Below are 12,269 nucleotides of genomic sequence, written 5' to 3'. Positions count from 1 at the left end.
ACGGGCCCTCGCCGCCGTGACCGACCGGTGCGGCTGCGCGTGCCGCACCCGGCCGGCACCTGACTTCCCGCCGCGTACCCGGGCGGGGCGTCCTCATGCCACGATGACACTCCGGGACCGTCCCGGCATATCGGGCACGGGTCCGCGGCGGCGTCCGGTACGGCCGGGTCCACCGGCCCGGCGTACGGCCCCCGGCGCCACACCCGCCCCGTCCGTCCACCGCCGCCGCACGCGCGCCGCCCGGACGACGGTCCCGCCGAACAGGGGCGCGCGGGGGCGGCCCGCCGCCGTACGCTGGCTCATTGTGACCGACAGGATTCCGCTCTTCCCCCTGGGCACCACCCTCTTCCCGGGCCTCGTCCTCCCGCTGAACGTCTTCGAGGACCGCTACCGCGCCCTCGTCGCCGATCTGCTGGCCCTGCCGGAAGGCACCCCGCGGAGGTTCGGCGTCGTCGCGATCAGGAACGGCCAGGAGGTCGCGCCCACCGGCCAGGAAGGCCGCGCGACCGGCCCGGCCGCCGGGCTCGGCGCCGAGCCCCTCGCCGCACTGCACGGCATCGGCTGCATCGCCGACGCGACCGGCGTCGCCGAGCGCGACGGCGGCGGCTACGAACTGGTCGCCACCGGCCTCATCCGCTTCAAGCTCCTCTCCCTCGACCTGAGCGGGCCCTACCTCTCCGCGGAGATCGAGGAGATCCCCGAGACCACGGGCAGTGGCGCGGGCGCCCTCGCCTCCGAGGTCACCCGCGTCTTCGCCACCTACCAGAAGCGCCTCGCGGGCGCCCGCGAACGCACCCTCGCGCCGGGCCAGGAATTCCCCGACGACCCGACCGTGCTCTCCTACCTGGTGGCCGCCGCGCTCATCGCCGAGACCCCCGTCAAGCAGACACTGCTGGAGGAGCCGGACTCCGCCGCCCGGCTGGCCGCCGAGCTGAAGCTGCTGCGCCGCGAGACCGCGGTGATCGAGAAACTGCCCTCGCTGCCCGCGGTCGACCTGACCAGCCAGCCGATCAGCGCGAACTGAGGGGACGATGGCGAAGAAGCGCAAGGGCGGTCCCGGCGGCGGGACCCCCGCGACCGTCGCGCTGGAGAACGCCGGGGCGGACTTCACGCTGCACGCCTACGCGCACGACCCCGAGTCGGGCCTGTCCTACGGCGAGGAAGCCGCGCACGCGCTCGGGACCAGCCCGGAACGCGTCTTCAAGACCCTGGTCGCCGAGGTCGACGGCGCACTCACCGTCGCCGTGGTGCCCGTCGCCGGGGCGCTCGACCTCAAGGCACTCGCCACGGCGGTCGGCGGCAAGCGCGCGGCGATGGCGGACCCCGCCGCCGCGGAACGTACGACCGGCTACGTACGCGGCGGGATCTCGCCGCTGGGCCAGCGCCGCCCCCTCCGCACGGTGCTGGACGCTTCCGCGCTGGCCTTCCCCACGATCTTCGTCTCCGCGGGCAAGCGCGGCCTCGAGGTCGAGCTTGCGCCCGCCGTCCTCCTCGCGCTGACCTCCGCGACCCCCGCCCCGGTCGCCCGCGCCTGATCCCCCGCTGCGCGGGGCGGCCCGTCTCCCACCTCGCGGCTGGTCCGCGGGGCACCCGTTTTCCGGTACGCCTGCGGAGGGGCAGCCACCCGATTTCCGGGTACGGCTGCGGCGGGCAGCACCCGTTTTTCAGGGGCGCGGGGAACTGCGCGCTCAGCCACATACGTGGCGCGGGTCGTCACCGGCCCGAAGGGGCAGTTCGGTCCGTCTTGAACCACCGGCCGGTGGTGGGTTGCTCGCGCAGTTCCCCGCGCCCCTGAAAACGGTGCCCGGCGGGGCACGGCCCCCCACAGGGGGAAGGGGCCTACTCCTCGTCCGGCGGGGAGGGTGGGGCGGCGGGGCCGGTGGCGGCGGGCGGGCCCGCGGGCGGGGCCCAGTACGGAGTGAAGGACTTCTCCGGGGGGTGCGGGTCCTCCCGCGGACCGAACGCCGAGGTCAGAAGGAGATGGACGACCATCGCAGCCGCCGGCCAGGCAACGAGCGCGGACTTGGCCCGCAACTCCAGCGGCGCGTCGAAGACCACCTTCGGCCCCACCCGCAGCGCATGCGCAGCAATATCCGTGTCGGGCCCGAGCCATACACCGATGCGCCAGCCGATGACGGACGCGAGCACGCCGCCCGCCGCGAGGCCGAGGACGACGCCGATCCCGCCCTGCCGCCGCCGCCAGAAGACCGCGGCGGCGGTGAGCACGCCGAGGCCCGCGGCGATGAGCGCGAACGTGCCGTCGCCGCCGATCGCCTCCTCGCCCTCGGTGTCCTTGAGGTAGACCGCCTTGCCGTCGGAGATCAGCGGCACGCGTGGCGACAGCCACAGCCACAGCAGGCCGAGCGCGACACCGCAGACGGCGACGAGTACGGCCGTGAGCGCGCCCCTTCCCGCCTCGGCGAGCACCTCTTTCCTGAGGTCGCCGCCCTTGCCCGGGCCGCCGTCCGCGCCCGGGGGGTGCGGCAGCGGCGACGAGTGGTCGTGGGGAGTCAGCGGAGCGGTCACCTGCCCATCGTGCCAGGTCCGTCACCGGGACGCCTCACCGGCAGGCGGCCCTGCGGTAGGCCCAGGTGGCGACGGCCAGCGAGACCACACCGACCCCGGCGCAGACCGAGAGGTCACCGGCGACCGCGGCCCAGTCCGTACCGCCGGCGCCGCCGAGGGTACGGGCGAAGGCCTGCACGCCGTACGTGGACGGCAGCAGGTCGCGCACCCAGCGGATGACCTCGGGCAGGTGCGAGGCGGGCAGCACGCCGAGCAGCAGCGCGGCGGACATGCCGAGCTGGCCGAGCAGCGTGGCGATCTCCTGCCGGGGCGCGAGCAGCCCGAGCGCGGCGCCGAGCCCGGACAGGGCGGCGCCCGCGAGCGGGATGACGACGGCGAGCACCCACACGGTGGTGAGGGTGAGGTGGAAGAGCACGCAGCCGATCACCGCGGTGAGCACGGTGCCGGGCACGGTGAAGGACGCGTACGCCCCGGCGGCGCCGAGCACGACGGACGCGGGCGGTACGGGCAGTGTCGCGTAGTGGTCGAGCCCGCCGGACGCGCGGAGCTGGCCGAAGTACTGGGCGAGCAGGTTGAGCGCGACGAAGGCCACGACCAGCACGCTGGACCCGGCGACGACCGCGCGGGCCGCCTCGCCGTCGCCCGCGTCCACGACCCCGCGCATCATGACCATGATGCCGACGGACTGGAAGGTGGCGACGAACAGCAGCGGGATGCGGGCGACGCGCGCCCGCGACAGCTGCGCCCGGTAGACGGCCGCGAAGGCGGGCCACAGCCGCGCCCGCGGCGCGAGCGGCGCCGCGGCCTCCGCGACCACGGTCCCGGCCTCGTCCCGCGCGATGACGCTCACGCCCGCCCTCCCGTCCCCGCGCACGGTCCCTCGCAGGAGGTCGCGCCGTCATGGCGGGTCATGACTTCACCAGGCCCTTCGCGCGGCCGCCCAGGGCCAGGTAGACGTCTTCGAGGCTCGGGGCCGCCAAGGTGATGTCGTCGAGGGCCGCGTAGGCGGGGCCCGCGGTGAGGTCGGCCATGGTCGCGCGGGCGCGGGCGTGCGGGAGGCGCAGCGTCCAGCGGCGGCCGGAGACGTCGGCGAGCGGCTGGAGCGCGGCGACCGCGGGCAGGTCGAGCGGCGGCTCGGTGCGCCACACCAGGTCGAGCCGCGCCTCGTCCGCGACCAGCGCGCGCAGGCCCGCCGGGGTGTCGCAGGCGATGACCCGGCCGCGGTCGAGGACCGCGACCCGGTCCAGGACGGTCTCGGCCTCGATGACGTTGTGCGTGACCAGCAGCACGGTGGTGCCGCGGTCGGTCCTGCGGCGGCCGACCGCGGCCCACACGGCGCGGCGGGCGACCGGGTCCATGCCGGTGGTCGGCTCGTCGAGGATCAGCACCGGCCGCTCCCCCACGAGCGTCGCGGCGAAGCAGGCGAGGCGGCGCTGGCCGCCGGACAGCCGCTTGAGCGGACGGTCGGCGATCGGACCGAGTTCCAGCTCGTCCAGCACGGCGTCGCGGGCCGCACGGGCCGCGGCCGCGTCCAGGCCGCGCAGCCGCCCGGTCGTCTCGGCGGCGAGCGAGACGGTCAGCTCGTCGAGCGCGGTCGACTCCTGGCCGAGGTAGCCGATGAGCCGGGAGGCACGGTCCGGGTGCCGCACCAGATCGTGGCCGAGGACGTCGATACTGCCCACGTCCGGCCGCAGCAGCCCCGTCAGCTGCCGCACCAGCGTGGTCTTGCCTGCCCCGTTGGGGCCGAGGATCCCGAACAGCTCGCCGCGGCGCACGTCGAGATCGATCCCGTCACTCGCCCGTACGGCGGCCGTGGCGGCACGACGGCGCGCCCCGGAACCCGCCGGGTAAGTCCTGACCAGACCGCGCACGGTACACACCGCGTCGCGGACCGCGGCTGCCGCGGGGGGCGCCTCGTCCTCCGTGCCCGTCTTCACGAACATCGAGATTACGCGGCGCGAGCGACAACCGCCGCAACGGGGTTGTCCCCACCCACGCCTCGGGCTGCGACTTGCGGTGAGCCCCGCATCCTTCCGCCGGTGGCGGACTTGCCGCGCAGTTCTCCCCCAGAGCTTCGCCTGGGAGGTGCCCCCACGCGCCCCCAAAAAAACGCGTGCCCTCGCCCCGACAACATCACCCCTCACCGGCAGGCAGCCGCCGAACCGGCCCGGAGGGGGAGGGTGCGGGGTGCCCCCGCAGGAATGCGCTGGGGGTGCCTCACCCACTCGGTACGAGGGCGAAGGCGCAATCCGAGGAGGTGCCCCGTGGCGGCCCCCGCCCCAGCAACGGCGGCGCGTAAGGGGCGCGTGGGGGCACCTCCCAGGCGAAGCTCGGGGGGAGAACTGCGCGACCAGCCCCCACCGCAGGGAAGGTCGCGCGGCGAACCGCAACAGGCCACCCCGGAGCGCATGCTCAAGCCTCAGCCCGCGGCGTCCCCGTACGCGCGTCGACCTCCCGCCAGAACCCCGCCCTGATCGCGTAGCGATCGTGCTCGTCGATCTGGTCGTCCTTGTGCGCCAGCAGCCCGAACCGCGCCGCGTACCGCAGCAGCTCGCCGTCGATGCGGTGCGGCACCCGCGGATAGTGCGCGGACAGCTGCTGAAGCTGTCCGGGCTCGCTGATCCGCGCGGTCCACCGCCGTGCGAAGACCTGGCCGACCTCGTAGGGGTCGCCGCTCACCGCGGTGATGTCGGCTTCCCGGTCGGCCCACCGCTGCTCCGCGGTGGTGAGCTGGGCGAGCGTGGGCAGCCCGCTGGTGTCGGGGACGTCGGCGGTGCCGCGGTCGGTCCAGCCCTTGTCGGAGGACCACCGCAGGGTCGCGCTGGGCGCGGGCGGGGGCGGTCCGGTGTGGGCCGCGGGCGGGTGGTGCTTGCCGAAGCTCGCGAGGTCCTTGGGCGTGGGGACGCCCTTGCCGGTGCCGTTGCTGCCGCCGGCCCCGGCGGGCGCGGCCCGCGGGTCCTCGTCGTCCGGGTGCTCGGGCGGTGCGGGGCGCGGTTCGGAGGGGCGCGCGGGGGACGCGGCGGGGTCGGGCAGCGGGGCGGAGAGGATCGCGGCGATCTCGGGGCCGATGTCGGCGCCGAGCCCGCCGTGGCTGGCGCCGACCGGCGGACAGACGCCGTCGCGGGCGTGGATGGCCGCGGTGATCCATTCGCGGTCGAGCACGCGGCGCTCGTCGGCCTCGGCGACGAGGTCCTCGGACTGGTTGTAGTCGCCGTCGGCGGCCTGCACGGCCCACAGGTGCACGGCGACGCCGTGTTCCTTCGCGGACATCATGCCGGGCAGCAGGTCGCCGTCGCCGGTGACGAGCACGATGTCGGAGCAGGCCCGGTTGCGGGCCAGCTCGGACAGTTCGGCGTGCATGGCGGCGTCGACGCCCTTCTGCGCCCAGCGGCCGTCCGTACGGGTGAGCGCGCCGAGCCGTACGGTCACCCGGGGCATGACGCGCAGCCTGCGGTGCTCGGGTTGCGGAACGCGGTCGGGCGCCCCGTCGAACCAGTAGATCCGCAGCAGCGGCTGGCCGGTCTCGCGTTCGGCTCTTTCCCGCAGGCCAGCGACGACGGCGGCATGATCGACGACGATCCGGGAACGTGAGGGTTCACCGGCCAGGAGGCTCGCTGCTGCACCCAGCAGATAACCGGCGTCCACCAGGACGACGCAGCGGTCCATATCGCTCCTCTTCCGGTCGCCCCCTCGGCAGTGAATCCCCCCAGGTCCCCCCGAGTCTGCCCGAATGCCGGGGCGTTATGAGCCCGAACGCGATCTTCGGCGTGGCGGTGGGCCGTTTTCCGTCACACGCGGTGCACCCCGAAGCGCCAACTGCCCGAAATGCGCGCTTCGTCCCGGCGTGCAAGTCTGATCTCGGCCGCTCGGCCACGAGCCCCCGGGGCGGCAAGCCCGCAGGGAGGCAGGCCCTTCGGCCGTCATTCCCCTCAGAGGAAGGCACGACAGTGGCGAAGAACCGCAACCAGAACCCGAACCGCCGCTCCCCGCAGCAGGACCCGCAGCGGTCCTCCGCGGAGGCCCAGGAGCAGGGCCGGAGCCCGCAGTCGGAGGAGCACGTGATGCCGGGGACGACCCAGGTGTCGCGCAAGCACCAGCAGAAGCGGTTCGGCCACAACTGAACCTGCCGCGCCGGTAGTACGGCATGACGCGGGGGTGCTCCTCACCCGAGGGGCACCCCCGTCGTGCGTCCGGCCCGGCCCGGCCCGGGAAAGCGGGGACGGGGCCCGGGACGGGCGGGGTTCAGCCCGCCTGCAGGCCGGACCCCAGGCACGCCGGGCCCAGCAGCGCCTTGAGGTCGCCGAAGAGCGAGGGGTCGGCCGTCACACGGTGCCGGTCCAGCCGCAGCACCGTGGTGGTGCGGGCGCCCTGCAACCGCACCCGCACCTCGGTGTTGCCCTTGTGGCTCTCCAGCACCTCGCCGAGCCGGGCCACCAGCGGCGGGGTGACCTTGACCGTGGGGATGGAGATGTGCACGGGGGCGTTGGCGCCGACGTCGGTGAGGTCGGGGACGGCCAGTTCCATCGCGACCAGCCGCGGGATGTCCTCGCGCTTGTCGAGCCGTCCCTTGACGAAGACGACGGTGTCCTCGACGAGTTGGGTGGACACCAGCTGGTAGGTGGCGGGGAAGAACATGCAGTCCACCGAGCCGCCGAGGTCCTCGACGGTGGCGATGGCCCACGCGTTGCCCTGTTTGGTCATCTTGCGCTGGAGGCCGGAGATGATGCCGCCGATGGTGACGATCGCACCGTCCGCGTAGTCGCCGGCGAGTGCGGAGATCGCCGCGTCGGCCTTGTCGCCGAGGATGTGCTCGATGCCGAACAGCGGGTGGTCGGAGACGTAGAGGCCGAGCATCTCGCGCTCCTGCGCGAGCAGGTAGGTCTTGTCCCACTCGATGTCGGAGAAGACCACGTCCATCCCGAAGGCGGGTCCGTCGTCGCCACCCTCGTCCATGCCGCCGAAGAGGTCGAACTGCCCCTCGGCCTCCTTGCGTTTGACCTGCACCACGTTGTCGATCATCGGCTCGAAGTGCTCGGTCAGGCCGCGCCGGGTGTGCTCCATGGCGTCGAACGCGCCCGCCTTGATGAGCGACTCGACCGTCCGCTTGTTGCAGACGACCGCCTCGACCTTGTCGAGGAAGTCCGGGAAGGTCGCGTACCGGCCCTTGGACTTGCGGCACTTGACGATGGAGTCGACGACGTTCTGGCCGACGTTGCGGACCGCGGTGAGGCCGAAGACGATCGTGTCGTCACCGCGCGGGGTGAAGTTGGCGTTGGACTCGTTGACGTCCGGCGGCAGCACCTTGATGCCCATCCGACGGCACTCGTTGAGGTAGAGCGCCATCTTGTCCTTGTCGTCCTTGACCGAGGTGAGCAGCCCCGCCATGTACTCGGCCGGGTAGTTCGCCTTCAGGTAGGCCGTCCAGTAGGACACCAGGCCGTACGCGGCGGAGTGCGCCTTGTTGAAGGCGTATCCGGCGAAGGGCACCAGCACGTCCCACACGGACTGGATGGCCTGGTCGGAGTAGCCGCGCTCGCGCATGCCCGCCTGGAAGGGGATGAACTCCTTGTCCAGGACCTCCTTCTTCTTCTTGCCCATCGCGCGGCGCAGCAGGTCGGCCTGGCCGAGGGAGTACCCGGCGAGCACCTGGGCGGCCTTCTGCACCTGCTCCTGGTAGACGATCAGCCCGTAGGTGACCTCCAGGACCTCCCGCAGCGGCTCCTCCAGCTCCGGGTGGATGGGGGTGATCTCCTGCTGCTTGTTCTTCCGCAGGGCGTAGTTGATGTGCGAGTTCATGCCCATCGGGCCCGGCCGGTAGAGGGCCGAGACGGCGGAGATGTCCTCGAAGTTGTCGGGCTTCATCATGCGCAGCAGGGCGCGCATGGGGCCGCCGTCGAACTGGAAGACGCCGAGGGTGTCACCGCGGGAGAGCAGCGCGTACGTGTTGGGGTCGTCGAGCGGCAGGGCGAGCAGGTCGATGTCGACGCCCTTGTTGGCCTTGATCGACTTGACCGCGTCGTCCATGATCGTGAGGTTGCGCAGGCCCAGGAAGTCCATCTTCAGCAGGCCGAGCGACTCGCAGCTCGGGTAGTCCCACTGCGTGACGACCGCGCCGTCGTTCTTCGGCGAGAAGATCGGTACGTGGTCGATGAGCGGCTCGGCGGACATGATGACGCCGGCGGCGTGCACACCCATCTGCCGGACCAGGCCCTCGATGCCGCGCGCGGAGTCGATGACCTTCGTCACGTCCGGCTCGTTCTCGTACATCGAGCGGACCTCGCCCGCCTCGCTGTAGCGCGGGTGGTCCTTGTCGGTGATGCCGGACAGCGGGATGCCCTTGCCGAGGACGTCGGCGGGCATCGCCTTGGTGATCCGGTCGCCCATCGAGAACGGGTAGCCCAGCACCCGGGCGGAGTCCTTGATCGCGGCCTTGGCCTTGATGGTGCCGTAGGTGGCGATCTGGGCGACCTTGTCGGAGCCGTACTTCTCGGTCACGTAGCGGATGACCTCGCCGCGCCGACGCTCGTCGAAGTCGATGTCGACGTCGGGCATGGAGATGCGCTCGGGGTTCAGGAACCGCTCGAAGATCAGGCCGTGCGGGACGGGGTCGAGGTCGGTGATGCCCATCGCGTAGGCGACGATCGAGCCGGCCGCGGAGCCTCGGCCGGGGCCCACGGCGATGCCGTTGTTCTTCGCCCACATGATGAAGTCGGCGACGACGAGGAAGTAGCCGGGGAACCCCATCTGGATGATGGTGTCCATCTCGTACTCGGCGAGCTTCTGCCGGTCCTCGGGGATGCCGCCGGGGAAGCGCCGGGCCATGCCGCGGGCGACCTCCTCACGGAACCAGGTCACCTCGGTGTAGCCCTCGGGCACGTCGAACTTGGGCATCAGGTTCTGGAACTTGAACATGCCCTCGGTGTCGACGCGCTCGGCGATCAGCAGCTGGCTGTTGCGGCAGCCCTCCTGCCAGGCGTCGGACGAGTCGATCGCGTACATCTCGGCGGCCGACTTCAGGTAGTAGCCGGAGCCGTCGAACTTGAAGCGGTCCGGGTCCGACATGTTCGAGCCGGTCTGGATGCACAGCAGCGTGTCGTGCGCCGCGGACTCCTGCGCGTACGTGTAGTGCGAGTCGTTGGTGACGACGAAGGGCGCCTGGAGCTTCTTGGCGATCTCCTCCAGACCGGCACGGGCCCGGCGGTCGATGTCGATGCCGTGGTCCATGATCTCGACGAAGAAGTTCTCCTTGCCGAAGATGTCCTGGTACTCCCCGGCGGCCTTGACCGCCTCGTCCATCTGCCCGAGCCGGATGCGGGTGGAGATCTCGCCGGACGGGCAGCCGGTGGTGCCCATGAGGCCCTCGGCGTATTCGCTGAGCAGCTCGCGGTCCATCCGGGGCTTGCGGAAGTAGCCCTCGAAGGAGGCGCGGGACTGCGCGCGGAAGAGGTTGTGCAGGCCGGTGTTGTTGCGCGCCCAGATCGTCATGTGGGTGTAGGCGCCCGCGCCGGACACGTCGTCGTTCTTCTGGTGCGGGGCGCCCCACTTGACCGGCTTGGCATAGCGGCGCGACTCGGGCGCCAGATACGCCTCGATGCCCAGCACGGGCGTGACCCCGGCGTCCTTGGCCTGGTGGAAGAAGTCGTAGGCGCCGTGCAGGTTCCCGTGGTCGGTGATGGCCACATGGCTCATCCCCATCTCGTTGCACGCCTTGAACATGTCCTTCAGTCGCGCCGCTCCGTCCAGCAGCGAGTACTGGGTGTGGACGTGCAGGTGAGCGAAGGGCTGATCGGTCAAGGCGCGACACCTCCGGCGGGGAACGGACCACCGGGAAACGGTTGTCCGGCGGCGTCGGTGAGTCTACGACCCGGCACCGACAATCCGGGGCCCGCCGCCGGGTCTCCACGGAAGTCCGGCACCTTAGGTCACGCATACAGGTTCCCGTGGCACACTCTGCTCCCATGGAGGAGATACGGCCGCAAGCGCTGCGGGCGCTGAGAGCGCTGCGCGCTGCCGTCTTCGCCGCACTGTGCGTCACCCTCTCCTCCACCTCGCACGTCCTGATGGCCAAGGAACCGCTGCCGCTGCCCGCGGTCGCCGGGGCCTTCGCCACCGCCTTCGCCCTCGCCTATCTCGTCACGGCACGCCCGGAGTGCGGCTTCTGGGCCCTGGCCGGCCTGATGGTGCCGATGGAACTGGCCCTGGACACCCTGCTGACCACCGGGCAGCAGGCCTGCTACGGGCCGGCCGGCGGGCCCGTGACCGGCTCGTGGCGCTCCTTCAACGAGGCGGTGCTCTGCCACGGCCACGTGGGTCCCGAGCACGCCGCCACCTTCGCCTCCTCGGTCGCGGCCGTCCCGGGCGGCGCCCAGGGCACCGCGGCCGTCGCCTCGGCCGGGGCGCTGCCCTGGCTGCTGCTGGCCCTGCACGTCGCGGCGGGGCTGCTCGCCTCGTTCTGGCTGCGGCGCGGCGAGGCCGCCCTCGGCCGGCTGGTGCGCGCCGCCGTCCTCGCCGCCTTCCGCCCGCTGCTGCTGGCCGTCGCCGCCCTGCGCGGCGCCCCGGCCGCCGGGCCGCGCCGCGGCCCGCGGGCCGCCCGCGCCGCGGTGCCGGGGCGGCCCGCCGCCCACCGGCTCCACCATGCCGTCGTACGCCGTGGTCCGCCCGTCCCGGTCGCCCTCTGACCGCAGGACCGGCACACCCCACACCCACACGCGTATCCACGGAGATCTGTCATGAGCCAGCGCAACAGCAAGACCGCCAAGGCCGCCGCCCGGGAGCGGCTGCGCATCCAGCGCGAGAAGGAGGCCAAGCGCGCCAAGGTCCGCCGCCAGCTGCTGGTCGCCGGCGGCGTCGTGGCCCTGGTCGCGATAGCCGGCGGCGTCGCCTACGCCGTCAACGAGATGAACAAGCCCAGCTACTGGTCGCAGGCGGCCAAGGACAAGCTGGTCAAGCCCGCCAACACGTCGGGCAAGGACGGCACCACGGTCATCGTCGGCGACCCGAAGAACAAGAACGTCGTCAAGGAGTACGAGGACCTGCGCTGCCCGATCTGCGCCGCCTACGAGCAGGCCGCCGGTGACGCGGTGCTGCAGGGCGCCAAGGACGGCAAGTACCAGATCGACTACACCTTCGCGACCTTCATCGACAACCACGACAACGGCCAGGGTTCCAAGCGCGCGCTGAGCGCCCTCGGCGCCGCCCTGAACGTCTCGGTGGACGCCTTCGAGGAGTACCACAAGGCGCTCTACTCCGAGAAGAACCACCCCGACGAGACCAAGGACGACTACAAGAGCGCCGACAAGCTCATCTCGATCGCCCAGCAGGTCCCCGCGCTCAAGGGCAACGCCAAGTTCTCCGACGCGGTCAAGAAGGGCACCTTCGACCGCTGGGCGCTGGCGATGAGCGACAAGTACAACAGCTCGTCTTCCGACGTCCAGCATGGCGGCACCCCGTACGTCCTGGTCAACGGCACCCCCGTCAAGGTGCCGGGGCTGACCTCGGACCAGGTGGTGCAGGCCTTCGACGCCCAGCTCAAGAAGTGACGCGGCTCACGTCGCAGTAGGGCCCGGGGGGGGGGGGGGGGGGGGGCCCCCCCCCCCCCCCCCGGGGGGGCGGGGGGGGGGGGCCCCCCCCCCCCCCCCGCCGCCGCGCCCCCCCCCCCCCCGCCCCCCCCGCCCCCCCCCCCCCCCCCCCCCCCCCCCCCCGCGGGGGGGGGGCGCCGCCCCCCCCCCGCCCGCACCGTCGCG

Annotated in this window: 10 protein-coding genes; 5 read left to right on the top strand and 5 right to left on the bottom strand. The window is 72.6% G+C overall.

Going from position 1 to position 12,269, the window contains the following annotated elements:
- Positions 1-301: 301 nt before the first annotated feature.
- Positions 302-1,024 carry an LON peptidase substrate-binding domain-containing protein gene (locus tag ACH4PY_RS25285; protein ID WP_398187626.1) on the top strand — a complete coding sequence of 241 codons (723 nt, stop codon included), beginning with the start codon at positions 302-304 and terminating at the stop codon, positions 1,022-1,024.
- A 7-nt stretch (positions 1,025-1,031) separates the two neighbouring features.
- Positions 1,032-1,535, top strand: a complete 504-nt coding sequence (gene ybaK, locus ACH4PY_RS25280; protein WP_398187133.1) for a Cys-tRNA(Pro) deacylase — start codon at positions 1,032-1,034, stop codon at positions 1,533-1,535.
- A gap of 304 nt (positions 1,536-1,839) precedes the next feature.
- Here the strand turns inward: ybaK and ACH4PY_RS25275 are convergent, their stop codons facing one another.
- The 4 genes from ACH4PY_RS25275 to ACH4PY_RS25260 all read right to left on the bottom strand — a co-directional run bounded on the left by ACH4PY_RS25275 (position 1,840) and on the right by ACH4PY_RS25260 (position 6,192).
- A complete protein-coding gene (locus ACH4PY_RS25275; protein ID WP_398187130.1) occupies positions 1,840-2,526 on the bottom strand; it encodes a hypothetical protein in 687 nt (228 codons plus the stop codon).
- Positions 2,527-2,560: 34 nt separating this feature from the next.
- A complete protein-coding gene (locus ACH4PY_RS25270; protein WP_398187127.1) occupies positions 2,561-3,376 on the bottom strand; it encodes an ABC transporter permease in 816 nt (271 codons plus the stop codon).
- Between the two features lie 58 nt (positions 3,377-3,434).
- The gene (locus ACH4PY_RS25265) at positions 3,435-4,469 is read right to left on the bottom strand and encodes an ABC transporter ATP-binding protein (protein ID WP_398187124.1); all 1,035 of its coding nucleotides are present in this window, start codon (positions 4,467-4,469) and stop codon (positions 3,435-3,437) included.
- Between the two features lie 469 nt (positions 4,470-4,938).
- The gene (locus tag ACH4PY_RS25260) at positions 4,939-6,192 is read right to left on the bottom strand and encodes an NYN domain-containing protein (protein WP_398187121.1); all 1,254 of its coding nucleotides are present in this window, start codon (positions 6,190-6,192) and stop codon (positions 4,939-4,941) included.
- 281 nt (positions 6,193-6,473) lie between these two features.
- Between ACH4PY_RS25260 and ACH4PY_RS25255 the strand changes: the two genes are divergently transcribed.
- Positions 6,474-6,647, top strand: a complete 174-nt coding sequence (locus ACH4PY_RS25255) for a hypothetical protein (protein ID WP_398187118.1) — start codon at positions 6,474-6,476, stop codon at positions 6,645-6,647.
- 121 nt (positions 6,648-6,768) lie between these two features.
- Here ACH4PY_RS25255 and dnaE read toward each other — a convergent pair whose 3' ends face one another.
- Entirely contained in the window at positions 6,769-10,320 is a 3,552-nt protein-coding gene (gene dnaE / locus ACH4PY_RS25250) for a DNA polymerase III subunit alpha (protein WP_398187116.1), read from the bottom strand.
- Between the two features lie 164 nt (positions 10,321-10,484).
- On the opposite strand from dnaE, the gene ACH4PY_RS25245 reads away from it, so the two are divergent.
- Both ACH4PY_RS25245 and ACH4PY_RS25240 read left to right on the top strand, forming a co-directional pair.
- Positions 10,485-11,204 carry a hypothetical protein gene (locus ACH4PY_RS25245; RefSeq protein ID WP_398187113.1) on the top strand — a complete coding sequence of 240 codons (720 nt, stop codon included), beginning with the start codon at positions 10,485-10,487 and terminating at the stop codon, positions 11,202-11,204.
- A 51-nt stretch (positions 11,205-11,255) separates the two neighbouring features.
- Entirely contained in the window at positions 11,256-12,065 is an 810-nt protein-coding gene (locus ACH4PY_RS25240; protein ID WP_398187110.1) for a thioredoxin domain-containing protein, read from the top strand.
- The last annotated feature ends 204 nt before the right edge of the window (positions 12,066-12,269 follow it).

The organism is Streptomyces sp. NPDC021224, assembly GCF_044332905.1.
Classification (GTDB): Bacteria; Actinomycetota; Actinomycetes; order Streptomycetales; family Streptomycetaceae; genus Actinacidiphila.
This window is presented reverse-complemented; position numbering and strand designations above follow the sequence as displayed.